The 24,701-nt window shown below is 60.7% G+C and carries 26 protein-coding genes and 1 tRNA gene; 5 read left to right on the top strand and 22 right to left on the bottom strand.

Annotated features, from left to right (window positions below):
• Positions 1–32 precede the first annotated feature (32 nt).
• From nuoL to mepA, 18 genes are all read right to left on the bottom strand, one after another.
• Complete coding sequence (nuoL, locus tag GWQ22_RS03450; RefSeq protein ID WP_275929461.1) at positions 33–1,880, bottom strand: NADH-quinone oxidoreductase subunit L; 1,848 nt, start codon at positions 1,878–1,880, stop codon at positions 33–35.
• Positions 1,877–2,185 carry an NADH-quinone oxidoreductase subunit NuoK gene (gene nuoK, locus GWQ22_RS03445; protein ID WP_042034381.1) on the bottom strand — a complete coding sequence of 103 codons (309 nt, stop codon included), beginning with the start codon at positions 2,183–2,185 and terminating at the stop codon, positions 1,877–1,879. Before nuoK ends, nuoL begins: the two co-directional genes overlap by 4 nt.
• Positions 2,182–2,745, bottom strand: a complete 564-nt coding sequence (gene nuoJ, locus GWQ22_RS03440) for an NADH-quinone oxidoreductase subunit J (RefSeq protein ID WP_275929460.1) — start codon at positions 2,743–2,745, stop codon at positions 2,182–2,184. The genes nuoK and nuoJ overlap by 4 nt, the downstream gene beginning before the upstream one ends.
• 10 nt (positions 2,746–2,755) lie before the next feature.
• Entirely contained in the window at positions 2,756–3,298 is a 543-nt protein-coding gene (nuoI, locus tag GWQ22_RS03435) for an NADH-quinone oxidoreductase subunit NuoI (protein WP_042865889.1), read from the bottom strand.
• 128 nt (positions 3,299–3,426) lie between these two features.
• Complete coding sequence (nuoH, locus tag GWQ22_RS03430; RefSeq protein ID WP_275929459.1) at positions 3,427–4,395, bottom strand: NADH-quinone oxidoreductase subunit NuoH; 969 nt, start codon at positions 4,393–4,395, stop codon at positions 3,427–3,429.
• Complete coding sequence (nuoG, locus tag GWQ22_RS03425; protein ID WP_275929458.1) at positions 4,392–7,130, bottom strand: NADH-quinone oxidoreductase subunit NuoG; 2,739 nt, start codon at positions 7,128–7,130, stop codon at positions 4,392–4,394. The genes nuoH and nuoG overlap by 4 nt, the downstream gene beginning before the upstream one ends.
• 133 nt (positions 7,131–7,263) lie before the next feature.
• Positions 7,264–8,649: an NADH-quinone oxidoreductase subunit NuoF gene (nuoF, locus tag GWQ22_RS03420; RefSeq protein WP_275929491.1), complete on the bottom strand. Its 1,386-nt coding sequence runs from the start codon at positions 8,647–8,649 to the stop codon at positions 7,264–7,266.
• A gap of 67 nt (positions 8,650–8,716) precedes the next feature.
• On the bottom strand, positions 8,717–9,259 hold the full coding sequence (gene nuoE / locus GWQ22_RS03415; RefSeq protein WP_275929457.1) for an NADH-quinone oxidoreductase subunit NuoE: 543 nt from the start codon (positions 9,257–9,259) through the stop codon (positions 8,717–8,719).
• Positions 9,260–9,321: 62 nt separating this feature from the next.
• On the bottom strand, positions 9,322–11,091 hold the full coding sequence (gene nuoC, locus GWQ22_RS03410) for an NADH-quinone oxidoreductase subunit C/D (protein WP_345893618.1): 1,770 nt from the start codon (positions 11,089–11,091) through the stop codon (positions 9,322–9,324).
• Positions 11,092–11,129: 38 nt separating this feature from the next.
• Positions 11,130–11,804: an NADH-quinone oxidoreductase subunit B gene (locus tag GWQ22_RS03405; protein ID WP_042034369.1), complete on the bottom strand. Its 675-nt coding sequence runs from the start codon at positions 11,802–11,804 to the stop codon at positions 11,130–11,132.
• Positions 11,805–11,833: 29 nt separating this feature from the next.
• Positions 11,834–12,238: an NADH-quinone oxidoreductase subunit A gene (locus GWQ22_RS03400; RefSeq protein WP_042034368.1), complete on the bottom strand. Its 405-nt coding sequence runs from the start codon at positions 12,236–12,238 to the stop codon at positions 11,834–11,836.
• Between the two features lie 314 nt (positions 12,239–12,552).
• Entirely contained in the window at positions 12,553–13,431 is an 879-nt protein-coding gene (locus GWQ22_RS03395) for a flagellar motor protein MotB (protein WP_042034367.1), read from the bottom strand.
• Complete coding sequence (locus GWQ22_RS03390; RefSeq protein WP_212512688.1) at positions 13,406–14,164, bottom strand: flagellar motor protein; 759 nt, start codon at positions 14,162–14,164, stop codon at positions 13,406–13,408. Before GWQ22_RS03390 ends, GWQ22_RS03395 begins: the two co-directional genes overlap by 26 nt.
• 323 nt (positions 14,165–14,487) lie before the next feature.
• Positions 14,488–14,575 (bottom strand) — tRNA-Ser (locus tag GWQ22_RS03385).
• Between the two features lie 177 nt (positions 14,576–14,752).
• The gene (locus GWQ22_RS03380; RefSeq protein WP_108536120.1) at positions 14,753–15,370 is read right to left on the bottom strand and encodes a TPM domain-containing protein; all 618 of its coding nucleotides are present in this window, start codon (positions 15,368–15,370) and stop codon (positions 14,753–14,755) included.
• Positions 15,371–15,399: 29 nt separating this feature from the next.
• On the bottom strand, positions 15,400–16,134 hold the full coding sequence (locus tag GWQ22_RS03375; protein ID WP_275929455.1) for a TPM domain-containing protein: 735 nt from the start codon (positions 16,132–16,134) through the stop codon (positions 15,400–15,402).
• Complete coding sequence (locus GWQ22_RS03370) at positions 16,131–16,736, bottom strand: LemA family protein (RefSeq protein ID WP_275929454.1); 606 nt, start codon at positions 16,734–16,736, stop codon at positions 16,131–16,133. The genes GWQ22_RS03375 and GWQ22_RS03370 overlap by 4 nt, the downstream gene beginning before the upstream one ends.
• Before the next feature lie 42 nt (positions 16,737–16,778).
• Complete coding sequence (gene mepA, locus GWQ22_RS03365; protein WP_275929453.1) at positions 16,779–17,543, bottom strand: penicillin-insensitive murein endopeptidase; 765 nt, start codon at positions 17,541–17,543, stop codon at positions 16,779–16,781.
• 167 nt (positions 17,544–17,710) lie between these two features.
• Between mepA and GWQ22_RS03360 the strand changes: the two genes are divergently transcribed.
• Positions 17,711–18,253, top strand: a complete 543-nt coding sequence (locus GWQ22_RS03360) for a hypothetical protein (protein WP_275929452.1) — start codon at positions 17,711–17,713, stop codon at positions 18,251–18,253.
• Positions 18,254–18,471: 218 nt separating this feature from the next.
• Positions 18,472–18,750 carry an RNA-binding protein gene (locus GWQ22_RS03355; RefSeq protein WP_080741091.1) on the top strand — a complete coding sequence of 93 codons (279 nt, stop codon included), beginning with the start codon at positions 18,472–18,474 and terminating at the stop codon, positions 18,748–18,750.
• 78 nt (positions 18,751–18,828) lie between these two features.
• Here GWQ22_RS03355 and GWQ22_RS03350 read toward each other — a convergent pair whose 3' ends face one another.
• Positions 18,829–19,728 (bottom strand): aldo/keto reductase family oxidoreductase, encoded by a 900-nt coding sequence (locus GWQ22_RS03350; RefSeq protein ID WP_042034360.1) that lies wholly within the window; start codon positions 19,726–19,728, stop codon positions 18,829–18,831.
• Between the two features lie 107 nt (positions 19,729–19,835).
• Here GWQ22_RS03350 and GWQ22_RS03345 point away from each other — a divergent pair, with 107 nt between their 5' ends.
• The 3 genes from GWQ22_RS03345 to ltaE all read left to right on the top strand — a co-directional run bounded on the left by GWQ22_RS03345 (position 19,836) and on the right by ltaE (position 22,142).
• Positions 19,836–20,243, top strand: coding sequence for a transcriptional regulator (locus tag GWQ22_RS03345; RefSeq protein WP_042034359.1), 408 nt, complete (start codon positions 19,836–19,838; stop codon positions 20,241–20,243).
• A gap of 90 nt (positions 20,244–20,333) precedes the next feature.
• Positions 20,334–21,035, top strand: coding sequence for a short-chain dehydrogenase (locus GWQ22_RS03340; protein ID WP_275929451.1), 702 nt, complete (start codon positions 20,334–20,336; stop codon positions 21,033–21,035).
• A gap of 90 nt (positions 21,036–21,125) precedes the next feature.
• Positions 21,126–22,142, top strand: coding sequence for a low-specificity L-threonine aldolase (ltaE, locus tag GWQ22_RS03335; protein WP_042034357.1), 1,017 nt, complete (start codon positions 21,126–21,128; stop codon positions 22,140–22,142).
• Positions 22,143–22,197: 55 nt separating this feature from the next.
• Here ltaE and GWQ22_RS03330 read toward each other — a convergent pair whose 3' ends face one another.
• The 3 genes from GWQ22_RS03330 to GWQ22_RS03320 are packed head-to-tail and all read right to left on the bottom strand — an operon-like array spanning position 22,198 to position 24,660.
• Positions 22,198–22,629 carry a PAS domain-containing protein gene (locus tag GWQ22_RS03330; RefSeq protein ID WP_042034356.1) on the bottom strand — a complete coding sequence of 144 codons (432 nt, stop codon included), beginning with the start codon at positions 22,627–22,629 and terminating at the stop codon, positions 22,198–22,200.
• 9 nt (positions 22,630–22,638) lie between these two features.
• Positions 22,639–23,667, bottom strand: coding sequence for a response regulator (locus GWQ22_RS03325; protein ID WP_275929450.1), 1,029 nt, complete (start codon positions 23,665–23,667; stop codon positions 22,639–22,641).
• Between the two features lie 54 nt (positions 23,668–23,721).
• Positions 23,722–24,660 (bottom strand): LysR family transcriptional regulator, encoded by a 939-nt coding sequence (locus GWQ22_RS03320; RefSeq protein WP_275929449.1) that lies wholly within the window; start codon positions 24,658–24,660, stop codon positions 23,722–23,724.
• Between the last annotated feature and the right edge of the window lie 41 nt (positions 24,661–24,701).

The raw sequence follows: 24,701 nt of genomic DNA, 5'->3' as shown, positions 1-24,701 counted from the left end.
CTTGCTGCGAGTTCAGGGGCTGCATCACGGGATCAGCCGAGCAGCAGCAGGGCCAGGATCAGGACGGTGCCCATCCCCATGGAGGCTGCATACCAGCGCAACTTGCCGGAAACGGTCCAGGCCAACAGCTGGTGGCCACGCAGGGCCAGCCAGGCCGGCAGATTCATCATCCAGTCCAGCGGATCCTTGCCAAGCAGGCGGGTGCTGAGCAGGTAGGGCTTGACCCACAGCTGATGGTACAACCAGTCAAAGCCCCAGGCATTGAACCAGAGGGTGCTGAGCAGCCGGCCAGGCGCGCTGTTCGCCACGCGGGTGGCCAGTCGACGTTCACCCAGGAACAGGAAGGCGGCCAGGGCGATACCCGCGATGGCGACGATGCCGGAGGCGATCTCCAGCGTGTGACGACCCGCCTCTATGTGATCTCCCGGCCCAGCCGGCAGCACCCCCGCCAGCGGCGGTACTATCAGGGCCCCGATCCCGGTGGAGAGCACCAGCAGCACCAGCAGTGGCAGCTGGTGGGCCAGACCGTGGCCGGCGTGGGCCTGCGTCTGCACCTTGCCGTGGAAGGCGATGAAGATGAGGCGGAAGGTGTAGAGGGAGGTCAGGAAGGCCCCCACCAAGCCCGCCCACAACAGTGTGGTCTGGCCGGATGCCTGCACCTGCCACAGGATGGCGTCTTTACTGTAGAAACCGGCCGTGACCAGTGGCAGCGCGGCCAGCGCCGAGCCCCCTACCAGGAAGCAGGCATAGACCAGCGGCAAACTCTTGCGCAGGCCCCCCATCTTGAAGATGTTCTGCTCATGGTGGGTCGCGACTATGACGGCACCGGCACAGAGGAACAAGAGCGCCTTGAAGAAGGCGTGGGTCATCAGGTGGAAGATGGCCCCTTCCCAGGCGCCGACCCCGAGTGCCAGGAACATGTAGCCTATCTGGCTCATGGTGGAGTAGGCCAGGATCCGCTTGATATCGGTCTGTACCAGGGCCGCAAAACCTGCCAGGAGCAAGGTGATGGCACCGACCAGCGCCACCAGATGCAGGATCTCGGGGGCGAGCAGGAAGAGGCCGTGGGTACGGGTGATGAGATAAACACCGGCAGTCACCATGGTCGCGGCGTGGATCAGGGCAGAGACCGGCGTTGGACCAGCCATGGCATCCGCCAGCCAGGTTTGCAGCGGCAACTGGGCCGATTTGCCGACTGCGCCGCCCAAGAGCATCAGGCAAGCCAGCGACAGGGCAGGGGAGCCCTCGGCAAACACCACGGGGGCGCGCACCAGCAGCTCCTGGATGTTGAGGGTGCCGAGCTCCCGGTAGAGGATGAACAGGCCGATGGCGAGGAAGACGTCGCCGACCCGGGTCACCACGAACGCCTTGAGGGCGGCCGCCCCGTTGGCCGGGTTGCGGTAGTAGAAGCCGATCAGCAGGTAACTGCACAGCCCCACCCCTTCCCAGCCCAGGTACACAAACAGCAGGTCATCGGCCAGCACCAGGAAAACCATGCTGGCGATGAACAGGTTGGTATAGGTGAAGAAGCGGGAATAGCCCTCTTCACCACGCATGTACCAGGAGGCGAACAGGTGGATGAAGAAGCCCACCCCGGTCACCACCCCCAGCATGGTCAACGACAGGCCGTCCAGCGCCAGGCGGAAGGTGGGATTGAAGCTGCCCACCGACATCCATTGCCACAGGGTCTGGGTGTAGACACCGCCGACCGGCATGGTATTGAGGAAATCGATGCCGACCCACAGGGTGGTGAGGGCCGACAACCCTATGCTGCCGACGCCGATGAGCGCCGAGCTGCGCTCGCCGAAACGGCCGAGGGAGAAGGCCAGCACCAGCCATCCCAGCAGCGGAAATAGAAAAGTCAGGTATAAGAGGCTCATCCGCGCATCTCGCTCACAGTGTCCACGTTGAGGGTGTGGTAACGACGATAGAGCAGCAGTAGTAAAGCGAGGCCGATACTGGCCTCCGCTGCCGCCAGAGAAATCACCAAGATGTACATGATCTGGCCATCGGCCTGGGCCCAGCGGCTGCCTGCTACCACGAACGCCAGCGCGGACGCATTCATCATGATCTCGATACTCATGAGGATAAACAGCAAGTTACGGCGGATCAGCAGACCGCACAAACCGATGCAAAACAGCACGGCGGCCAGCAGCAGACCGTGTTCCATGGGGATGCCACTCATTGCTGACCTCCTTCTTGAGATGGACTTGGTGCTGGGCGTCCGGCCGTTTTGGGAACGGAAAGCACTTCCCCGCTCTTGTCTTCACGGCCCAGGTGGTAGGCGGTCACCAGACCCGCCAGCAGCAGGATGGAGGCGAGCTCCACCGCCAGCACGTAAGGGCCGAACAGGGCGATGCCGACCTCTTTCGCGCTGACGTCGGTCAGACCAAGCTGACCCCCTGTCACGCCGAGGATGCCGTAGGCCAGAAAGCCCAGCAGGATGAGAGAGAGCAGGCCGGGACCCACCCAGGTGGTGGGGGTGAGCCAGTTCTTCTCCTGATCCTGGGATGACCCCAGGTTCAGCATCATCACCACGAACACGAACAGCACCATGATGGCGCCCGCGTAGACGATCACCTGCAGGGCCCCCGCGAAGGAGGCACCCAGGCAGAAGAAGATCATGGCCACGGCGATGAGCGAAATAATGAGATTGAGCAGCGCATGCATGGGATTGCTGGTGCTGATCACCCGCAGCGTGCTGTAAACGGCGACCAGGGCCGCGGCATAAAATGCCAGTTCCATGATTGACTCCTCAGGGCAGCAGGCTCTTGACATCGATGGGTTTGGCTTCGTGCTCGGCATCCCCTTTCGGCTTGCCGTCGATGGCCATCCCGCTCATGCGATAGAAGTTGTAATCCGGGTATTTGCCGGGCCCGCTGATCAGCAGATCTTCCTTCTCGTACACCAAATCCTGGCGGCGGTATTCACCCATCTCGAAATCCGGCGTCAGCTGGATGGCGGTGGTGGGGCAGGCCTCTTCGCACAGGCCGCAGAAGATGCAGCGGGAGAAGTTGATGCGAAAGAACTCCGGATACCAGCGACCATCGTCCCGTTCTGCTTTCTGCAGCGAGATGCAGCCGACCGGGCAGGCCACGGCGCAGAGGTTGCAGGCCACGCAGCGTTCGTCGCCGTCCGGGTCGCGGGTCAGCACGATGCGCCCACGAAAACGAGGGGCGGCATAGACAGTCTCTTCCGGGTAGCTCAGGGTTTCGCGAGGGCGCCAGGCATGGGAAAACACCATGCCCAGACTGCGAAGTTGGGTACCGACACCCTTGATTATGCTAACAATTTTCATAGTCGTGCCTCACTGCACATTCATCAGCACCACAGCCCCAGTGTCTTGAATCCCGAGTGGGGAGCAAGGCGCGAGGCAAGCAGACGTTCCAGCCAAACGGCATCACAATATTCATATCTATTCCGGCCTCACTGCGCTCTCATCAGCACCACGGCACCCGTGATCAGCATGTTGATCAGGGTCAGCGGCAGGCAGACTTTCCAGCCAAAGGACATCACCTGGTCAAAGCGCGGACGGGGCAGAGAGGCCCGCAGCAGGATGAAGAACACCATGAAGCAGGCGGTCTTCAGTGCAAACCAGATGAAGGGTGGCAACCAGGGGCCATGCCAGCCACCGAAGAACAGGGTCACGATGAGGGAGGAGATCAGCACGATGCCGATGTACTCGCCCACGAAGAAGAGACCCCATTTCATGCCCGCATACTCGATGTGATAGCCATCGGCGAGCTCCTGCTCGGCCTCCGGCTGGTCAAACGGGTGGCGGTGGGTGACGGCGACACCGGCAAACAGGAAGGTAATGAAGCCCAGGAACTGGGGTACCACGTTCCACAAGCCCTCCTGTGCCTCGACTATGTCTCTCAGGTTGAAGCTGCCGGTCTGGATCACTATCCCCATCAGGGAGAGCCCCAGGAACACCTCATAGGAGAGGGTCTGGGCCGAGGCGCGCAGGCTGCCGAGCAAGGAGTATTTGTTGTTGCTCGACCAGCCGGCGAACAGCACCGCATAGACTGCCAGTCCCGCGATGGCCAGGATGTAGAGCAGACCCACGTTGAGATCCGCCACGCCCCAGGTGGGGGTGATGGGCACCACGGCAAACGCCAGAATAAAGGCGGTGAAGGCGATGATGGGGGCCAGGATGAAGATCCGGCGATCCGCGAACGGCGGGATCCAGTCCTCCTTGAAAAACATCTTGACCATGTCAGCTGCTAATTGCAGCAGGCCGAACGGGCCCACCCGGTTGGGGCCGTAGCGATCCTGCCACAGCGCCAGCAGGCGACGTTCGATGAAGCTCATGAAGGCGCCAGCCCCTACTATCCCCACCAGCACGATCAGCGCTTTGCCGACTTCAATCAGCAGCGCCATCAGGGAATCACTCATGCGATCGCCTCCTGCAGGTTGTTGATGTAGACCTGTTGCAGCGCGGTCGGCAGGCCGTTGACGCCGAGCGGCAGACCCAGCAGGCCCTGTGCCAGGGCATCGCTCAGCCGCAGCTTGAGGCGCCAGTGGCTGCCGCCCCAGGAGAAGCTCACCTGGTGGCCCGCGTTGAGGGCAAGACGGTGGGCATCGGCCGGGTTCAGCACCAGTTCGGGCTCATGCATGCGGGCCTGGATGACGGGGCTGCGAGCGGAGAGCTCCTCGCCGCCAAACAGCTGGTCATAGTTGACCACCTGCAGGGCTTCCTGAGCCACGAAGGGGGCAGGTATGGCATCAAACCAGCCGAGGGTATCTTCACCCGGCTCCAGCAGACGGCGACCCGGATCGCCAGCGCGCAGATGACCACCGACTTCATCCTGGAACTTGTTCCAGGCGGAGGGGGAGTTCCAGCCCGGTGCCCAGGCAAAGGGCACTTGCGGCATGTTCTGGCGGGCACCGGCATAGCCTTCCATGGAGAAGTTGAAGGGGGAGTCGGGATCCTGCGCCACTCGCGGCTCGCTGACGTTCTGATCCGCCAGCATGGAGGTGCGACCGCTGTAGCGGTGCGGCTCACGGGCCAGCCGCATGCCACGGATGCGCAAGCCCGCGTTGGGCGCCGCTTCCAACATGGTGGCCAGTAGCGGATGGCTGGCAGCGCAAGCGTGGCTGATCTGGTCGAAGGTCTGCCAGCGCAGCGGCGTGTGCTCGAGGGCACCTTGCAGCGCGGCCAGCCAGCGCCACCCTTCCCGGATCTGGATGTCGGCGTGATAGAAGGCCGGTGCATAGACCTGGAAGTAACGCTGGGCACGCCCCTCCATATTGACGAGGGTGCCATCGGCCTCGGCAAAGCTGGCGGCAGGCAGTACCAAATCGGCCTTCTGGGCTGTCTGGGTATCCTGATGATCGACCACCAGCAGGTGTTGCAGGCGGGCGATGGCCGCATCGACCCGATTGCGCGGAGCGCGGCGATAGAGATCGTTCTCCAGGGTCACCAGCGCCAGGTTATCCTGGGCTTCGATGCGCTCAAGGGCCGCTTCCAGCGATTTGCCTGACGACGTGCCTGCATCCAGCATGGCCAGCCCCAGACTGTTGGCCTCTTGCGCCACCAGTGCCAGGCTGACGTCCTGACCACGGCCCTTGAGGGCGCGGGCTATGTTGCTGGCGGCATCGATCAGTGCCGGGGTGCGAGCCCCCGAACCTGCGATGATGAGCGGTTTTTTGGCATTGCCCAGCAGGTCGGCCCAGCGCGCGGCTTGCGCCTGCTGCTCTTGGCCGAGGTCGGACAGGGCTGGCGCCGAGCTGTCAAGCAGATGGGCGATGGCAAAGCCGAGGCGGGCTTGATCCGCGTGGGGGGCGTGCAGTTTTTCTGCCGCCACGTCGTCGAGGCGGGTGCTGTCCAGGCTGGTGATGAGCAGCGGGTAGCGCGCATTCTGGCCCAGGGTCTGCACCGCGGCGACCTGCCACACGTCCACCTTCATCTTGCGGGCGATGTCGCGCGCCTTGCCCTTGACCGATTGGCGCAGGGCCAGGGCGATGCGGGCGGCGCTCATGGTGACATCTTCACCCAGCAGCAGAATGGCGTCGGCCTCTTCCATGTCCCGCAGGCTCGGGGTACGAATACCGCCGTGTTGCAGTATGTGCAGCATCTTTTGCAGGCACTCCCATTCGCTCTGCTCGACGCCGCAATAGAAGTTGTCGGTACCTACCAGCTCGCGCAGGGCGAAGTTGCTCTCCAGCGATGCGCGGGGAGAGCCGATGCCGATGACGCCGGCGGCGGTGCGCAGGGCATCGGCGGCGCGGTTCAGGGCACCGTCCACCGTGATGGTCAGCTTGTCGTTGCCGTCACGCAGCAATGGTTGACGCGGGCGATCCGCCAGATTGACGTAGCCATAGCCAAAGCGGCCCCGATCGCACAGGAAGTAGTGGTTGAGGCCACCGTGGAAGCGGTTCTCGATGCGGCGCAGCTCGCCGTAGCGCTCGCCCGGGCTGATGTTGCAACCGACCGAGCATTGCTGGCAGATGCTAGGGGCAAACTGCATGTCCCACTTGCGGTTGTAACGCTCGGAGTGGGTCTTGTCGGTGAAGACGCCGGTGGGGCAGACCTCCACCAGGTTACCGGAGAACTCGCTCTCCAGAGTGCCATCTTCGACCCGGCCGAAATAGACGTTGTCGTGGGCGCCATAGACACCCAGATCCTCGCCGCCAGCGTAATCCTTGTAATAACGCACACAGCGATAACAGGCGATGCAGCGGTTCATCTCATGATTGATGAAGGGGCCCAGTTCCTGATTCTGGTGGGTACGTTTGGTGAAGCGGTAGCGACGGCTGTTGTGGCCTGTCATCACCGTCATGTCCTGCAGGTGGCAGGCGCCCCCCTCTTCACAGACCGGGCAGTCGTGGGGGTGGTTGGTCATTTGCCACTCCACCACGCACTTGCGAAACTCTTTCGCCTCTTCATCTTCGATGGAGATATAGGTGCCATCGGTAGAGGGGGTCATGCAGGACATGACCAGGCGGCCGCGCTTGTCGTCGGCATTCTGATACTGCTTGACCGCACACTGGCGGCAGGCGCCGACGCTACCCAGCGCCGGATGCCAGCAAAAATAGGGGACGTCCAAGCCTAAGGAGAGACAGGCTTGCAGCAGGTTGTCTGCCCCGTCTACCTCGTACTCTTTACCGTCTACAAAAATGGTGGCCATACAACTTCCCTGACATCAATTAGATAAAACGCACAGATTGGATCAGCCGGCAGGCGTAATCAGACAATGGCGTCATCAAACATTTGTGAACCCTGGTTTACACCGGTTTTGCATGAGACTGCCGATCCTCGTCTTACCAGCGTTCACCCAGCAGATTGGGCTGGATCCCTTTGAACAGCGTGTGATTATCCTGCGGCCCCTTGATCCCGGCCTCGAACTCGGCGCGGAAATACTTGAGGGCGCTGCCAAGCGGCTCGACGGCGCCGGGGGCGTGGGCACAGAAGGTCTTGCCGGGCCCCAGGAAGTTGCACAGTTGCTCCAGGGTCGCCAGATCCCCAGGTTGACCCTGGCCCCGCTCCAGCGCCCGCAGCAGCTTGACGCTCCAGGGCAGGCCATCGCGACAGGGGGTGCACCAGCCACAGGATTCGCGGGCGAAGAACTCTTCCATGTTGCGCAAGAGCCCCACCATGTTGATGCTGTCATCCACCGCCATGGCGAGGCCGGTGCCCATGCGGGTGCCGACCTTGCCGATGCCGCCGGCATACATCTGGGCATCCAGGTGCTCGGGCAGCAGGAAGCCGGTACCGGCTCCGCCCGGTTGCCACGCCTTGAGGCGGTAGCCGGGTTTCATGCCACCGGCGTAGTGCTCGAACAGTTCACGGGCCGTGATGCCAAAGGGCAGCTCCCAGACCCCGGGGTTGTTCACCTTGCCGGAAAAACCCATCAGCTTGGTGCCGTGATCTTCCGAGCCCGGCAGCGCTAATCCCTGATACCAGGCCACGCCGTTGCCGATAATGGCGGGTACGTTGCACAGGGTCTCGACGTTGTTGACGCAGGTAGGCTTGCCCCAGACGCCGGAAACCGCGGGGAAGGGAGGCTTGGCGCGCGGGTTGGCGCGGCGCCCCTCCAGGGAGTTGATGAGTGCCGTCTCCTCGCCGCAGATGTAACGACCCGCACCGGTGTGGACGAACAGCTCGAAGTCAAAACCCGAGCCGAGAATGTTCTTGCCGAGCAGGCCCGCGGCCTTGGCCTCTTCTACGGCCCGGCGCAGGTTGATGGCGGCATCCACGTACTCGCCACGCAGGAAGATGTAGCCACGATAAGCCTTGAGAGCCTTGGCGGAGATGATCATCCCCTCGATCAGCAGGTGGGGCAGCTGCTCCATCAGCAGCCGATCCTTGTAGGTATTCGGCTCCATCTCGTCGGCGTTGCAGAGCAGGTAACGGATGTTCATGCTCTCGTCTTTGGGCATCAGGCCCCACTTCACGCCGGTGGAGAAGCCTGCGCCACCGCGGCCCTTGAGGCCAGCATCCTTGACGGTGCCGACAATCTCATCCGGGCTCATCTGGCCAAAGGCTTTGCGGGCCGCCTCATAGCCCTGCTTGTTCTGGTATTCATCCAGCCAGACCGGCTGGCCGTCGTCACGCAGCCGCCAGGTGAGCGGATGGGTTTCGGGGGCGCGTGCGATCAGGTTGGCCGTGCCGATGGAGGCCAGGGGCGTGGTCGGCCGTGGGCTCATGGACATAGATTGGCCTCCGGGGTCTTGTACCGTTCAAGGCGCATGGGCAGATTGCCCTTGTGAAGACTCATGGGTAGGCCTCCAGGGTCTTGAGCAGGCTGATAGCATCGAGCCCGCCATAGGTGTCGTCGTCGATCATCAGCGCCGGTCCCTTGTCACAGTTGCCGAGGCAGCAGACGGGCAGCAGGGTGAAGCGGCCGTCGGCGCTGGTCTGGCCGGGGGCCAAGTCCATCACTTCCTTGAGGCCGGCCAGCAGCTCTTCGTGGCCGTTGATGTAACAGACCATGCTGTCACAGACCCGGATGATGTGGCGCCCGACCGGCTGGCGGAAGATCTGGCTGTAGAAAGTGGCAACCCCTTCCACGTCGCTGGCGGGAATGCCGAGTTCGGCAGCGATGGCATGGATGGCACCGTCTGGTACCCAGCCGCGAGCCTGCTGCACTATCTTGAGTGCTTCTATGCTGGCGGCGCGGGGATCTTCGTAGTGGTGTATCTCATGCCCGATGGCATCGCGTTCGGCCTGGCTCAGGACGAAGCCGTCCCCCTTGCCCTGGCACGCACTCTGCCCCTGCGGGGTCTGATTGTTTTGGCACTGACATTGCTGGCTCATGGCTTAACCTTTTGTGGCTTGTCCTTTTTGTCGCGTAACGGTTGTTTAGTAACAGCGGTTACTCAACGATCCACATCCGACATGACGAAATCGATACTGCCCAGGTAGGCGATGAGATCCGACACCATGCTGCCTTTGATCACCGAGGGGATCTGTTGCAGGTGAGCAAAGCTCGGGGTGCGGATCCGGGTCCGGTAGCTCATGGTGGAGCCATCGCTGGTCAGGTAATAACTGTTGATCCCCTTGGTCGCCTCTATCATCTGGAAGGATTCGGCGGCCGGCATTACCGGGCCCCAGGACACTTGCAGGAAGTGGGTGATCAGGGTCTCGATGTCTTGCAGGGTGCGATCTTTGGGCGGTGGTGTGGTGAGCGGGTGATCTGCCTTGAATGGCCCCGCCGGCATGTTTTTCACACACTGATCTATGATACGCAGGCTCTGGCGCATCTCTTCGAGGCGTATCATGCCTCGGTCGTAAACATCGCCATTGGCACCGACTGGCACCTCGAATTCGAACTGATCGTAGCCCGAATAAGGGCGCCATTTGCGCACATCAAAGTTGAGGCCAGTGGCGCGCAGACCGCCCCCCGTGACGCCCCATGCCAATGCCTGCTCTGTGGTGTAGGAGGCAACGCCTATGGTGCGGCCGCGCAAGATGCTGTTGCGCATGGCAGCCTTTTCGTAATCCATCAGTCGCTTGGGCAGCCAGTCCAGCAGGTTCTCCTGGATGAGACGAGCCCAGCCCACCGGCAGATCGTGCGCCACGCCGCCAATACGGAACCAGGCCGGGTGCATGCGCGCGCCCGTGATGGCTTCGATGATGGTGTAGATCTTCTGGCGATCGGTGAAGGTGAAGAAGACGGGGGTCATGGCACCCACGTCCTGGATATAGGTACCGAGGAACAGCAGGTGGCTCTGGATACGGAACATCTCCGCCAGCATCACCCGGATCACGTCGACCCGGTTGGGCACCTTGATACCCGCCAGCTTCTCGACCGCCAGCACATAAGGCAGGTTGTTCATGACGCCACCCAGGTACTCGACCCGGTCGGTATAGGGGATGTAACTGTGCCAAGACTGACGCTCCCCCATCTTCTCGGCCCCACGGTGGTGATAGCCGATGTCTGGCACGCAGTCGCGGATCTCCTCACCATCGAGCTGCAGCACCAGTCGGAAGGCGCCGTGAGCGGAGGGGTGGTTAGGGCCGAGGTTCAAGAACATGTAGTCCTCGTTCTCGTTGCCCCGGTTCATGCCCCACTCTTCGGGTTTGAACAGCAGGTTATCCTGCTCCTGATCCTGTTTGACCGTATCGAGCATGAAGGGATCGAATTCGGTGGCGCGCGCCGGATAGTCCTTGCGCAGCGGGTGCCCTTGCCAGCTTTTGGGCATCATGATGCGGGTCAAATGGGGGTGACCATCGAAGTGAATGCCCATCAGATCCCACACTTCCCGTTCGTACCAGTTGGCGTTGGGGAAGTGGTGGCTGACGGTTGGCAGGCTCAGATCGCTCTCTTTGAGCGGCACCTTCAGCATCACATCGGCGTTACGGTCGATGGAGATGAGGTGATAGAAGATGGTGAAGTCGCTCTCGGGCAGGCCGTCGCGATGGCTGCGCATCCGCTCATCGGTGGCGCTGAGATCAAACAGCATGACGAACGGGGAGGGGAGCTTGCGCAAGAAGCCCATCACGTCCAGCAGCAGCTCGCGGGAGAGCCAGAGCACAGGCACGCCGGTGCGGGTGGTCTGAACGGTGAAGCGCTCGGCGCCGAAGTGGGCAAACAGCTCGCCGACCACCTGGGCATCCTGGTGATCACCCGGTTGCCACTGGGCCATGGTGTAGTTACTGGGGAATTCTCGGGTCAGTTTCATGATCAGATCTCATCCGGCGTGCGCAGGTTGGTTACGTTGATCCGCTCGCCGCGCTTGCGTTCCTTCTCGGCCTGCATCTGGGGACGGTAGATCCCCTGATCGCCCACCACCCAGGAGAGGGGCCGGCGCTCCTTGCCGATGGAGTCTTGCAGCAACATCAGGGCTTGCAGGAATGCCTCGGGACGGGGCGGGCAGCCAGGAATGTAGACGTCGACCGGCAGGAACTTGTCCACGCCCTGTACCACGGAGTAGATGTCATACATGCCGCCCGAGTTGGCACAGGCGCCCATGGAAATGACCCACTTGGGTTCGAGCAGCTGCTCGTAGAGGCGCTGAATGACTGGCGCCATCTTGATGAAGGGCGTCCCTGCTATCACCATGAAATCGGCCTGACGCGGCGAGGCACGGATGACTTCTGCCCCGAAGCGAGCTACGTCATGGGGAGAGGTGAAGGCGGTACACATCTCCACGTAGCAGCAGGAGATGCCGAAGTTGTAGGGCCAGAGGGAATTCTTGCGACCCCAGTTGACGGTGTCTTGCAACACCTCCTCGAGACGCCCCATCATGATGCCGCGTTCAGCCTGTTGCGCCAGCGGATCATCGACGGTCTGGCGCTGTTCCTGGGGGTAGCGCTCAACTGGCGCATCCGGGTCAATCCGGGTCAGGGTGTACTTCATGGTGCAACCTCAAAGGGAATATCGGTCATTCAGTCTGGCTTTTTGTCAGTCAGAGCGCGTTTCTTTGGTGCCCAGTCGAGGGCGCCGATGCGCCACAGGTAGATAAGACCTACCAGCAGCAGAGTAATAAAGATGGTGGCTTCGATAAAGCCGACCCAGCCACTCTCCCGAACGGAGACGGACCAGGCGAACAGATAGAGGGCCTCGACGTCGAAGATGACGAAGAACATGGCGACCAGGTAGAACTTGGCGGAGAAACGCAGACGGGCATTGCCAACCGAATCTATGCCCGACTCGAAGGGCTTGTTTTTGGCTCGGCCGTAGGCTCGGCCTCCCAGCAAGGCGGCCAGACCTATCATGATCAGGCACAGGCAAATGGCTGCAACGACATAGATAGCAAAAGCCCAATGCTGGACAGCGATATCAGCAAACATATAGGTTTTCCCTAACCGAATTAATCATGTGACTTAACAATGGTGTTACGCATTATGCCACTTCCATACTGATTTACATGTCATTTCAAAGGATTAATTATTAATCATCGGGGGGGAAATCGTATTTTGCTAGCAATGTCAATTTTCTCATTTGAGAATCATTTTCAACGGCGAGAATAGACCCGGAAAACGGCGCACAGCAGAGCTTGCACAGGCGCTGCCTGCAGAGGAGAGCTGGGGATACGGGTCGGATGACAGGAGCAAGTCAGGCAGGGTGAGGTGCAAAGAAAACCCCGCCGGGCGGGGTGTGTTGATCATGGTTTGAGGATGGGGAGCGCCTCTTCCGCGGCCTTGCCCTGGGAGAGGGTGATCTCGACCCGGCGGTTGGCCTGTCTATGCTCCGGCGTGTCGTTGGCATAACGTGGCTGGGCATCGGCCACCCCCTGAGCGATGACTCTGGTTGCATCCAGCTTGGGGTTGGTGAGCAGGGTATGGACGATGGAGGCCGAGCGCAGCACCGACAGCTCCCAGTTGCTGCGATAGAGCTCTATCGGCGCCTGCGAGTTGTCTGTGTGGCCGGTCACCACCACCTTGCCCGGGATGTCTGCCAGTATGCCGGAGATCTTGTTGACCAGCGGGATGAACTGGGGCTGCAGGAAGGCCGAATCGGCCGGAAACAGCGCCTTCTCGCCGATGCGGATCACCAGCTGGCTGCCAAGCTGCTCCACCTCCAGATCCTTGGATTCAATCTGTGCCTTGAGCTGCTGCTCGAGCTTCTTCTTGGTGACCTGTACCCACTCCTGTTCCTTGGTCTTGTGCGGCCATGCCTCGGTGGCACTCGGCTTCTCAGAGGCCCCTATGGTTTCGTTGAAGGGATCTGCCGCTGCGGTCGGTGCCTCTTTTTCCAGCACAGTCTCTTTATCCGGACTGCTGGGGGTCGTCCTGGATTCGGGCTCCAGGATCCCGGTGCCGCCCTGCATCACAGGAGAGCCTGCCGGTGGAGAGATGAGGCCGATTTTACCCAGTGACTCGATGAAGCCCTGGATCAGCACCCGGGTCTCGGACTGTTTGGCCATGGCAAAGGAGTAGAGCACCACGAACAGGGCGAACAGCAGGGTCATGAAATCGGCATAGGAAACCAGCCAGCGTTCGTGGTTTTCCGGCGCTTCAGGCTTTTTCTTTTTGGCCACCATGGCCTCCCAGATAAGGTTCGAGGGTAACTTGTAACCGGGCTTGCGACTCGCCATCCACGATGCAGAGGATACCGGTCAAGGTCATCTCCTTGTAGTGGCGGATATCATGGGCAAACCCCTTGTAGCGGTTACCGAAGGGAAGAAAGATCAGGTTGGCGGCACCCACCCCGTAGATGGTGGCGATGAAGGCCACCGCGATGGCCCCCCCCAGCTTGTCAGGGGCATCGAGCAGGCCCATGGCGTGGATCAGGCCAAATACCGCACCCACTATCCCCATTGTCGGGCTGTAGCCGCCCATGGCCTCATAGAATTTGACGGTCTGCTCGAGATCCTCATGCTCGAACTCGATCTCGTTTTCCAATACCTCGTGGATCTTGGTTTTCTCGTAGCCATCGACCATCATCTGCACCCCTTTTTTCAGGAAGGGATCCTTGATATCGTCGATCATGCCCTCCAGAGCCAGCATGCCGCTGCGTCTGGCGTTGCCGGCCAGGGTCTCCAGCAACTGTGCCTGTTCCAGCATGTCGAGCTTGGGGGGGGAGAGTAGCCACTTGAAGCGCTTGAAGGTTTTACCGACGACGGAGAAGGGAAACTGAGTCAGTGCGGCACCGATCGTACCGCCTATCACTATGAGGAAGGCTGGCAGATCGAGCAGGGCGCTGGGATGGCCCCCCTCTATCATGTTGCCGCCAAGGATGGCGAGCAACGCCAGCATCAAGCCAATCAAGCTCATTTTTGTACGTCCCTGGATATTGATAATGGCTAGTGTAGCTATTTAAGTATCAGTTTTTCAAAATGATATCCAATCGGTGAGCAATAAATCAGAATCGTGTCCGGCGGGAACATATGTTACAGCGCAGGGCTGAACGCCGCTCTGGGCAGGGTGAGAAACAAGGCATGCTCATACCGAGGTGGGCAAGGACGCCTGATAGGGAGAATGTCACCGCGGGGATGCCGGTGTGTTGCGAGAGGAGGGGGAGAGCATTCGCCGGTCGAGAGCAGATGGCGCAGGCCACAAAGCAAAAAGCCCGACCAGTTAGGTCGGGCTTAGCGATTTGGCGGTGAGGGAGGGATTCGAACCCTCGATACGTTGCCGTATACACACTTTCCAGGCGTGCTCCTTCAGCCACTCGGACACCTCACCAAATTTTTGACCAGGGTTTAACGTGTTTGGCCAACACTTCATTCGCCGCGCCGTTGCGCTGGAACGGGGCGTAATTTAGGGGAAAGGGCTGCCAGGGTCAACCATTTTTCCCCTTATTTTTCATAATCTTTATCGGATGCCTATCCCTTGAACAGAATGCCGGTTTTTTAAACCTGATCAGGGCTTGTCCAAGATGATCAGACTGTCGGGTAGCTCATTCTGATCGCGGGTCGCCGGGAAGGCATCGGTCAGGATGGCGCGGGTGCGCTCCACGCACTCGATGAATCCCTGCTCCACCTCCCGGTTGCGTACCCGTTGAGTGAAGTCGTCGATGATCGCCTGCCACAGGGCATTGTCGATGTGCTGGGCGATGCCGTCATCCACCAGTATTTCCACATAGTGTTCGGCCACCGAGACGAAGATCAGCACCCCCAGCCGGTCCCGAGTGCGGTGCAGACCCTGTTCGACAAACTGCAGGCGAGCCATCAGCGCGGCCCTGCGCTGGCGTACCTGCTTCGGGATCAGATACATCTTGATGGGGGTCCAGTGGAACAATATGCTCAGCAGCAGCCACACCGACCACTGTGCTAGCAGGATCTCGTACCAGCCGAGCCAGAAGCCAAGCTCAAACACCAGCAGGGGGGTGAGCATGGCAATCAGCGCCGCCCACAGGGTGGGAATATAGCGATAACCGTCACTGGCTGGCGCCAGCACTGTGACCAGTTCAGCATCCGTTTCCAGCTCCGCCTCGCGAACCTTGGCCTGTAGCGTGTGGAAGAACTGTTTAGAAATCATAGTGTCGTCTCTTCATGCCTGTATTCCTGTTACCAACCACCGGAGGCTCCGCCGCCGCCAAAACTGCCGCCGCCCCCACTGAAACCGCCACCGCCGCCGCCCCGGCTGCCGAAGCTGCCTGCACCGAAGCCTCCTGTCAGCAAAGCCGCGCGGCGTCGGCCACCGCTGCCGCCCCCGCCACCGCCGCGCAGGTTATGCAGCACTAGCATCACAATCACCATCAGGATGAACAGCCAGGGACCGCCCAGCCTCTCCTTTTGTTTGGGAGTGTCCACCGGCGTGTACTCACCCGCCAGCGCCTGCATGATGCCCCTGCTGCCTGCGACCACACCGGCGGCCATGTTGCCACGCTTGAAGGCGGGCAGTATCCGGGCCTGGATGATGTTGGCCGCAATGGCGTCGGGCAGGGCACCTTCCAGCCCATAACCCACTTCGATGCGCACCTTGCGCTCATCCTGTGCGATCAGCAGCAGGACGCCGTTGTTTTTGCCTTTCTGACCAATGCCCCAGTGGCGACCGAGCTGGTAGCCATACTCCTCTATGGTTCCACCATCCAATGTATCGATTGAGACCACCACCAGCTGGATGCCGCTACGCCTTTCAAATGCGGCCAGTTGCTGGGTCAGCTGATGGGCTTGCTTACGGGACATCAGGTTTGCCTCATCCACTACCCGGCCGCTGAGGGCTGGAAAGGTGGGGGCGGCTTGCAGCGCTGCCATCCACAGCAGCAGACAAGGCAACAGCCAGCGGGCAAGCCTGCTCATTGGAAGTTGACCTTGGGCGCCTCATCGGCACCTAGCTTGGCACTGAAGCTCGGTTTGGCCTCCAGATTCGAATAGAGCAACTTGGACCAGATGACGCCGGGGAAGGTACGGATCTCGGTATTGAACTGGCGCACCGCCTCTATGTAGTCGCGGCGGGCCACCGAGATACGGTTCTCGGTGCCTTCCAGCTGTGCCTGCAGGGTGAGGAACTGCTGATCTGCCTTCAGGTCCGGATAGCGTTCGACCACCACCATCAGCCGGGCGAGGGCGCTGGAGAGCTGGTTCTGGGCCGCTTCAAACGCCTTGAGCTGGGCAGGATCGCTCACCTGCACGCTGCCGACCCGGGCCCGTGCGTCGGTGACCGCTTTCAGGGTCTCCTGCTCGTGGCTGGCGTAGCCCTTGACGGTGGCCACCAGATTGGGAATGAGATCGGCCCGGCGCTGGTACTGGTTCTCAACCTGGCCCCAGCTCGCCTTGACCTGTTCATCCAGGGTCGGAATGTTGTTCATGCCGCAACCCGTCAGTCCCAGCAGCAGGGTCAGGGTCAACAGGCTCTGCGTTGTCCGGCGCCAGAGTGAAGTGGCCATCTTGTTGTTCTCCATTGAAATTTCTAGCGGATATAGGTGCACCATAACAGCTTGTGGTCAACTGCCACAACGGGCGGGCAGCCTGGGTTTGCTGTACGTCATCGAGACCTTGGGTAATTGCGGCTTGTCCTTGAGCCAGGAGGCCAGCTCGGCGTCGCAGCCATTGCCGGGCGGGATCGGGGCCTGGGGTTCGCAATCCGGACTGCCAGCCGGACAGTGCAGCCGCACATGGAAGTGGCTGAAGTGGCCGACCCAGGGACGTAGCTTGGCGACCCAGGGTTCATCAGCGGCCCGCTTGCACACCTCGCCCTTGAGCACCGGATTGATAAAGATGCGGGCAACCTCGGGCTTGCTGGCCGCCAGGCGCAGCAGTTCCAGTTGCTGGGGACCGAAACGTCCCGGCAAGACCCGGTAACTGGGCTCGTCGATCAGCACCCACTCTTTGGGGGCATCCTGTTCCCATTTGCTGATGGGCTGGTTGGCCATCCGGAACCAGATGTCGGCATCGAGCCCGGTTTGGTGGCTGCGATGGCCCGAGCTGAAGGGGCCGCCGTGGGCCATGGCCAGATCGGCGATATAGAGATCCGGCATGCCGGCCATCCGGGTCTGGTTTGCCAGGGTCGTGAGATAATGAATAAGGTCGGGGTGACCGTAGTAGCGCAGTCGTTTGCTGCGGATCACCTGATAGCCGGGCCCTGTCAGCGGGAGGGCCATGCTATGTTTGAGGCAGCCGGCCGAATAGCCGCCAATGGCTTCAGGGGCGATTGGGTGGGCACCGGCATGCAGGGCACTGGCCATGAACAACAGGGTGGTAGCAAGCATGAGACTCCCGACAATTACGCTAAGAGGTGGGCTCAGATAACCCCAATCATATCAAGAGTCTGGCGAGGTCGTCACCCGACTTGCCGGTCGGGTTGCATCTTGGCGTCCGGCTCCCGCACAATGCGCGACACATCTAGGTGAGCGCACGAGAACATAAGGAGAGCGAGATGAAGGTGAGTGAGCTGGTGGATAAGGCGGGGCTCTGTTGCCTGATGCCTCCCGCCCGACGTTTTTATCCTGTGATGGGGATCTTGCTGCTGGCGAGTCTGGTGACTGTGCTGGCCGCCGTCGGCCTGGGTTATCCGGCGATGGGGCTGCTGTCCTGGGTGGGGGTGGTGTTTGGCGGCATAGTGCTGTTGATGATGGTGTTGCCTCGCAACTGGCAGCGCTGGCGACTGGCCGAACTTGCCTGGGACGATGAGCGCCTCTACCTGCTCAATGGCAGCGATGACAGGGCACTGGCTCTGCCAAGAGCGGCTCTGGTCGGCATTGAGCGGGATCGCACGGTGGGCCACGACGGCCAGTGGCTGGCGTTCAGCCTGGATCTTCGGCTCGATGGTGAGCAGCTTGCGGCGGCGACCAAACTGATGGGGCTAGGTCGTGAGGGCACCCACGAAGTCGCACCCGGCATTTATCGCTTTGGCTTTAAACGGGCCTGGCATGGTCGCCGCGCACTCAAGGAGATGCTCAAGGCGCTGCTTCCCATGTGAGCTGACTATTTTCTCGACAATCCGCCTCAAAGCTCAGATACTGCCAGTGACTCGAATTGATCTTGCCTGTTCTGTTCACCCAAGAGATCAATGGCTTGAGTGAACAAAACGGGGAGTGCCTCGGCATGATGCCCTGGCAGGTCCGGCATGGAGGGTGTGCCCTTACTTCTGTGTTGGTGATTGGATAGAGAAGGCACCTTGAATCGAGAGTGGATGGCATGAAGATTTACGTAGGTAATCTGTCGTACCGGATGACGGCCGACGAACTGACAACCGTGTTCAGCCAATTTGGGCAGGTAGAAAAGGTCGATATCATCATCGATCGCGATACCGGTCAGTCCAAGGGGTTTGGCTTTATTGAAATGCCTGTCAATGGCGATGCTGAGAAGGCTATCGCCGGTTTACATGGCACCGAAATCGGTGGCCGCACCATCACAGTCAACCAAGCCAAACCGAAGACAGATGCACCACGTGGTCGCCCCCAGCGTCATCGTTGAGTTGCCTTGATAATGCAGAACGGCATGGGTATCCCCCATGCCGTTTTTGTTGGTGCGTTATGCCACTGCCATACAGGGTCAGGGCACGTCATACCCGAGCGCCGCCTTGCGAATGCGGAACCACTGCTGGCGGTTGAGCACGATGGACTCGGCGGCCACGGCGGCGGCGATCCGCTCCCGCTTGCCTGAGCCTATCAGCGGCAACGGCTGGCTTGGCAACATCATCACCCAGGCGTAGACCAGCTGCTCTATGTGCTGAGCGCCCACTTCATGGCGGATCTGCTCGAGCTCGGCGCGTAGCGGCGCATACTCTTGGCCGTTGAACAGGCGTCCGCCACCGAGGCAGGACCAAGCCATGGGCTTGATGCGCAGTTGCTGGCATTGATCCAGGGTGCCATCCAGGGTGGTGCTCTGGTTCAGCGGCGAGATCTCCAGCTGGTTGGTGACCAGCGGGAAGGGCAGGCGTGACTGCAGCAGCTCGAACTGGCGAGGGGTGAAGTTGGATACCCCCAGATGTTTCACTTTGCCCGCCTGTTTCAGGCTGATGAAGGCATCGGCCACCTCGTCGGCATCCATCAGGGGGTCGGGGCGGTGGATCAGCAGTAGGTCCAGATAGTCGGTGCCGAGCTTGCGCAGGGAGTTTTCGGCACTGGCGATGATGTGCGCCTTGCCGGTGTTGTAGTGGTTGAGCGCATGTTCCGGCTTGGCGGTGAGGGCGATGCCGCATTTGCTGACGATTTCCATTCGGGCGCGCAGGGAGGGCTCAAGGCGCAGGGCCTTGCCGAACGCCTCCTCGCACTGGTAACCGCCGTAGATGTCGGCGTGATCCAGGGTGGTCACTCCCAGGTCCAGGTGGTACTTCATCAGATCGAGCAGCGCTGCCGGGGAGAGTTGCCACTCCATCAGACGCCAGTAGCCCATGATGAGGCGGGAGAAGATCGGGCCCTGCTCGTGCAGGGCAACGCGAGATACAGACATGAGTGACTCCTTGGGAAATTAATGCTGCCAGCATCTTGGTCTCTTCTGCCTGGCAAGGCAATAATGCGTTTTTTGTTCACTCGAACTTTGGTTCTGACAGGAGACATATGGAAGGATTTGCCGAGCGGTTGCGGAGTCTGATCGGGGTGGGCAGCATCAGCGCGTTTGCGCGTAAAGTCGGTTTGAGTGAAGCCCTGATCCGCAAATATCTGAAGGGGGCAGAGCCCGGCTTGGGCAAAGCAAACCAGATCGCCATGGGGGCCAACTGCTCGCTGGAGTGGCTTGCCACCGGTTGTGGTTATCTTTACCGACAGGCAGAAGTGGTGGATCGGGAGGCGCTGGCCGCCGCAGGTACCCTGCTGCAGGAGCTGCAGCCGGAGCAATCCCTGCCTGATGAGAGGCAACTGGTGACCCTGCTCGCCTACTACCAGTTCTTGCGCAGCCACAAGAGGGCCGACGGCTTCCTGGATCTGGCGTTGGCGCGCGAATTTGGCAAGCACCTCAATGAGGCATAAACCCGGATGGGCATAGCCAGCCAACTCTTGGCGGCAGCCGGTTATTATTCTGATAACCTCTAAACAGACGGCAGATCCGGGGAGAGGGCGATGGGCTATCTGATCTTGGGCAGTGGTGGATTGGGCACGGCGCTGGCCAGGGAGCTGTCGGCTCGTGGCGAGGAGTGGGTGCTGGCCGGCAGGCAATTGCCCAAGGGGCTGGATCCGGCCTGCTACTTCCCGTTGCAGGAGGTGGAGCCACTCTCTTTCGATGCGCTGTTCACCCTCTATGACACAAGCCCCCTGCCGAGCGTGGTGATCAACACCATAGGCCTGTTGCACGACATCAACTTCATGCCGGAGCTGTGGGTGGAGGAGGTCAATCCCAAGTGGCTGTGCGACAGCCTGCTGGCCAATGCCTGGCCACATCTGGCCCTCGGCGCCTGCCTGAGCCGCCGCATGACCCCGGATGCCAGTGTGTGGCTCTGTTCTCTCTCCGATCTGGCCGGCAGCCTGACCGCCAATGAGACGGGCTGCCGCTACAGCTACCGGATGAGCAAGGCGGCCCTCAACATGGGGGCCAGGACGCTGGCGCTCGAATGGCGGGATCGTTTCCCCGGAGCCGGGGTGATCACTGTGCACCCGGGCTCCATGGACACCCCCATGAACCAGCCCTTTCTCCATGCGCTGGCCCCCGCTAGTCTGCAGGATCCTGCATTGATCGCCCCCCGTTTACTGGCTCTGATCGCCGGTTTATCGTTGGCGCAATCCGGCGCCTTTGTGGATCTGCAGGGGCAGCCGCTGCCCTGGTAAGCCGTCACCGGGCTCACATTCCAGCGACGCCCTGCTTGCCAAGCCCGCCCGGGCTGGCTAACGTCGTCCTCCTGCACCAGGAGGGATGTCATGCGCTATATCGATTTACGAAGTGATACGGTCACCCAGCCCACGGATGCCATGCGTCAGTGCATGCTCCATGCCGAGGTCGGGGACGATGTCTATGGGGAGGATCCGGGCGTCAACGCGTTGGAAGCCTATGGCGCCGACCTGCTTGGAAAAGAGGCTGCGCTGTTTGTGCCATCCGGCACCATGTCCAACTTGCTGGCGGTGATGAGCCATTGCCAGCGTGGGGAAGGGGCTGTACTGGGCTCGGCAGCCCACATCTATCGCTATGAGGCGCAGGGTTCTGCTGTGCTGGGGTCTGTGGCCCTGCAACCTGTGCCCATGCAGGCTGATGGCTCGCTGGCGCTGGCGGATGTGCGGGCGGCCATCGCCCCTGACGATGTCCATTTTACCCAGACTCGCCTCGTCTGCCTCGAAAACACCCATAACGGCAAGGTGCTGCCCTTGCCTTATCTGCGCGAGATGCGCGAACTGGTCGATGAGCATGGTTTGCAGTTGCATCTGGACGGTGCTCGTCTGTTCAATGCCGTGGTGGCGAGTGGCCATACGGTGCGCGAGCTGGTCGCGCCGTTTGACAGTGTCTCCATCTGCCTCTCCAAGGGGCTGGGAGCGCCGGTGGGATCGCTGCTGGTGGGTTCTCATGCCTTTATTGCCCGTGCCAGAAGGCTGCGCAAGATGGTGGGTGGCGGTATGCGTCAGGCGGGGATCCTGGCTCAGGCTGGCCTGTTTGCGTTGCAGCAGCATGTGGTACGCCTCGCGGACGATCATCGCCGTGCCAGACGGTTGGCCGAGGGGCTGGCTGCGCTGCCTGGCATCAGGCTGGATCTGGCTCAGGTTCAGACCAACATGGTGTTCCTGCAACTGACGAGTGGCGAGAGTGCACCCTTGCTGGCCTTCATGAAGGCGCGGGGGATCCTCTTCTCCGGTTATGGCGAGCTGCGGCTGGTGACCCATCTGCAGATCCACGATGATGACATCGAAGAGGTGATTGACGCCTTTACCGAGTATCTCGGGGCGTGACAATCTCATGGAATGAACCAGGGCGCCGCGGCGCCCTGTGTTGTTTGCGGCTGGCTCAGGCTTGCCGCTGGCCACTTATCAGCATGGCCTCGTCGGTGGCATCGTAGATCATCACGGCGATATGGGTCACCTGGCCACCAAAGTCGGCCAAGGGCACCAGGGTCAGATTCTGGAACATATGGGGTGCCGAGCCCGTGATGGGGCGATAGTTGGAGAAACGCAGCAGATAGGGTTTCTGCTCCCAAGTGCTGAAGGCGCGATTGTTGAGCTTGAACACCATGTTGGCCTTGCGCTCGAACCAGGCCCTGTCCACATCGGGGAAGAGATCGAACAGCACGCCATCGCGTACCTCACCGGCTAACCTGCCGCTGTGGCTCTCCATGAAGCCGTTCCACACCTGTACCCGGTACGCCTTGTCGAGCACCACCAGCCCCACGTCCAGATTCTGGACTATGTTCATCAGCCAATGAAATTCACGAATTTCCATGGTCACTCCCTAGAGCATGTGCATGATTTTATTGTTCATGGTGGCGATGGAATCTTCGGTAAACAGCAGCAGCAAGTCACACTGCACCGCGTAATCCTGGACCCGATAGTTGATCTCGATGGCCAGGGTGCGGCGCCAGCGGCTCTTGTTGGTGTTAATGAGATCCTTGATGGACCTGTGCTGGCCGAGCACCACCGGGTGACCTTGGCTGAAAGGGGTATCGAGCTGGCTGGCGTAACCGTGCAGGAAGGCACCGATCAGCACGTTGGCTGTGTCCATCAAGAGTTCCAGCTCGGCATTGCGATCCAGCGCCCCTTGGTGGTTCATCAGCCGGGCCAGATCCGTGAAGCTGGAGTCGTGGAACAGGATCAGCGCTTCGCCGGCGATCCCCGCCCCGATGAAGCCCTGACAGACAGCGGAGAGGGTATCCGAGTCGGCGGCGGCCGAGAGAGCCATGTGCAGCTCAGAGACCTCCAGCACGTTGACGTTGGGAATGGGCAGCACCACAAAGGCGTTGAGCAGGCGGGCAAGCAAGTCGGCGGCCTGGCCCATCGAGATGTTGGCGAGCTCCTGGTAAACGTCGCGGATCTCGGGGGTGAGCTTGACGCCCATATCGGCATCAGGCCCACCTGCCGTCAGGCCTTCAAGCAAGGCAGGCGCAGCGGCAACACCATTGGGTTGCCACAAACCGTGTTGCCTGAGCAGGGCACTCAGGGTTTCGGGGGCGGCCGGTTTCTTGATGAAATCGAGGGCGCCAAGACTCATGACCCTTTGATGTGCCTCGGGCTGGATGTCGCCAGAGACGACGAACACCTTGTTGCGCAGCCCTTCCTGTTGCAGGGTCTCCAGCACCCCGTAGCCGTCCATCTCCGGCATGGTCAGATCCAGAAAGATCAGATCGCCATGCCCCATCAGCACCTGTTCCACCCCTTCGAGCCCGTTTGCAGCGTAATGCAGCGTCACATCCCAGTCGGCAGGAAGGGCGCGGGCCAGCTGCTTACGAGCGAATCCTGAGTCATCACATATCAATACATTCATAGTGTTAGGCTGGCCTGGTCAACGAGAATTGTTATTAGTGTGGCCCGCTGACGGTCAGATGCAACGGGACAGACTGGTTGCCGGTGAAAATTGGTTGTCCCATTGGTGGTTCCGGTAGCGCGCTGAGTATTTTTCAACGAATTCAGCGAACATCTTAACACGTAGTGGGGCGAACTGAGGCTGACAGCGCAACATATAGAAGGGGCGATTGCCGGTTTGCCAGTCAGGCAGCACGGCAACCAGTTGCTCATCCGGCAGGAAGGGGTGGACGTAGTGGTGAGGTGCGTTGACTATTCCCAGATGCCGTCTGGCGGCCCTGACTGCCGCCTGGGTCTGGTTGACGGTGAGCTTGGCGGTGCGCTTGATCTGCAATGTCTGCTCGTCCCGGCCGGTCAGTTGCCAGTGCTGATGGGGCCAGCAGTAGATCAGGGAGTGCTCCTCCAGCTGTGCCGGGTGAGTCGGTGTGCCCATCTTCTCCAGATAGAGCCTGGAGGCGAACAGGCCGTATTCGATGTGACCGAGACACTGGGCATTGGTCATGGATTGCGGCAGTTCACCGTTGAAAAACACCAGATCCCGATCGTTGTCGAGCAGGTGCTGATGATCATTGGTCTGGGTGATGTCGAACCGCACAGCTGGGTAGTGCAGGCCAAAATCCGCCAGCATGTCGACCAGTATGGTGTTGGAGAGTGCGATGGGCGCGGCGAGGCGTATCACCCCGTTAATGTCGGCTTCCCGGCCCTGAATTTCACCGGTAGCCTGCTCAATCTCGGCCAGCGGGGTACACAGACGCTCGTAATATCTGAGCCCATCGTCGGTGAGGCGGAGTTTGCGGGTGGATCTGTGTAGCAAGGAGCAGCCGAGCTGCTCTTCCAGCTGAGAAATACGTCGACTGATGGTGCCAGTAGGCATGCCCAGTGCGGCAGCCGCATGGGAAAAACCTCCCTCTTGCACCACCTTGACGAACAGATAAAACTCTTCGATGTACTTCATAAGCGGTGTTCTGGGTGTAACAAGGAAGTGACCTTAAAAAG

Source organism: Aeromonas sp. 1HA1, assembly GCF_029237385.1.
GTDB lineage: Bacteria > Pseudomonadota > Gammaproteobacteria > Enterobacterales > Aeromonadaceae > Aeromonas > Aeromonas popoffii.
This window is presented reverse-complemented; position numbering and strand designations above follow the sequence as displayed.

Excerpts from the sequence above, each read along its gene's own strand:
- GWQ22_RS03375 (WP_275929455.1), bottom strand. The coding sequence starts at position 16,134 with ATGAGCAGGCTTGCCCGCTGGCTGTTGCCTTGTCTGCTGCTGTGGATG.
- GWQ22_RS03340 (WP_275929451.1), top strand. The coding sequence starts at position 20,334 with ATGGGCTATCTGATCTTGGGCAGTGGTGGATTGGGCACGGCGCTGGCC.
- GWQ22_RS03360 (WP_275929452.1), top strand. The coding sequence starts at position 17,711 with ATGAAGGTGAGTGAGCTGGTGGATAAGGCGGGGCTCTGTTGCCTGATG.
- nuoG (WP_275929458.1), bottom strand. The coding sequence starts at position 7,130 with ATGGCCACCATTTTTGTAGACGGTAAAGAGTACGAGGTAGACGGGGCA.
- nuoC (WP_345893618.1), bottom strand. The coding sequence starts at position 11,091 with ATGGCCCAGTGGCAACCGGGTGATCACCAGGATGCCCAGGTGGTCGGC.
- GWQ22_RS03405 (WP_042034369.1), bottom strand. The coding sequence starts at position 11,804 with ATGAAGTACACCCTGACCCGGATTGACCCGGATGCGCCAGTTGAGCGC.
- GWQ22_RS03400 (WP_042034368.1), bottom strand. The coding sequence starts at position 12,238 with ATGTTTGCTGATATCGCTGTCCAGCATTGGGCTTTTGCTATCTATGTC.
- GWQ22_RS03380 (WP_108536120.1), bottom strand. The coding sequence starts at position 15,370 with ATGATTTCTAAACAGTTCTTCCACACGCTACAGGCCAAGGTTCGCGAG.
- GWQ22_RS03350 (WP_042034360.1), bottom strand. The coding sequence starts at position 19,728 with ATGTCTGTATCTCGCGTTGCCCTGCACGAGCAGGGCCCGATCTTCTCC.
- GWQ22_RS03330 (WP_042034356.1), bottom strand. The coding sequence starts at position 22,629 with ATGGAAATTCGTGAATTTCATTGGCTGATGAACATAGTCCAGAATCTG.
- GWQ22_RS03370 (WP_275929454.1), bottom strand. The coding sequence starts at position 16,736 with ATGGAGAACAACAAGATGGCCACTTCACTCTGGCGCCGGACAACGCAG.
- nuoJ (WP_275929460.1), bottom strand. The coding sequence starts at position 2,745 with ATGGAACTGGCATTTTATGCCGCGGCCCTGGTCGCCGTTTACAGCACG.
- GWQ22_RS03395 (WP_042034367.1), bottom strand. The coding sequence starts at position 13,431 with ATGGTGGCCAAAAAGAAAAAGCCTGAAGCGCCGGAAAACCACGAACGC.
- GWQ22_RS03345 (WP_042034359.1), top strand. The coding sequence starts at position 19,836 with ATGGAAGGATTTGCCGAGCGGTTGCGGAGTCTGATCGGGGTGGGCAGC.
- GWQ22_RS03355 (WP_080741091.1), top strand. The coding sequence starts at position 18,472 with ATGAAGATTTACGTAGGTAATCTGTCGTACCGGATGACGGCCGACGAA.
- GWQ22_RS03390 (WP_212512688.1), bottom strand. The coding sequence starts at position 14,164 with ATGAGCTTGATTGGCTTGATGCTGGCGTTGCTCGCCATCCTTGGCGGC.
- GWQ22_RS03320 (WP_275929449.1), bottom strand. The coding sequence starts at position 24,660 with ATGAAGTACATCGAAGAGTTTTATCTGTTCGTCAAGGTGGTGCAAGAG.
- mepA (WP_275929453.1), bottom strand. The coding sequence starts at position 17,543 with ATGCTTGCTACCACCCTGTTGTTCATGGCCAGTGCCCTGCATGCCGGT.
- nuoE (WP_275929457.1), bottom strand. The coding sequence starts at position 9,259 with ATGAGCCAGCAATGTCAGTGCCAAAACAATCAGACCCCGCAGGGGCAG.
- nuoF (WP_275929491.1), bottom strand. The coding sequence starts at position 8,649 with ATGAGCCCACGGCCGACCACGCCCCTGGCCTCCATCGGCACGGCCAAC.
- ltaE (WP_042034357.1), top strand. The coding sequence starts at position 21,126 with ATGCGCTATATCGATTTACGAAGTGATACGGTCACCCAGCCCACGGAT.
- nuoK (WP_042034381.1), bottom strand. The coding sequence starts at position 2,185 with ATGAGTGGCATCCCCATGGAACACGGTCTGCTGCTGGCCGCCGTGCTG.
- nuoI (WP_042865889.1), bottom strand. The coding sequence starts at position 3,298 with ATGAAAATTGTTAGCATAATCAAGGGTGTCGGTACCCAACTTCGCAGT.
- nuoL (WP_275929461.1), bottom strand. The coding sequence starts at position 1,880 with ATGAGCCTCTTATACCTGACTTTTCTATTTCCGCTGCTGGGATGGCTG.
- GWQ22_RS03325 (WP_275929450.1), bottom strand. The coding sequence starts at position 23,667 with ATGAATGTATTGATATGTGATGACTCAGGATTCGCTCGTAAGCAGCTG.
- nuoH (WP_275929459.1), bottom strand. The coding sequence starts at position 4,395 with ATGAGTGATTCCCTGATGGCGCTGCTGATTGAAGTCGGCAAAGCGCTG.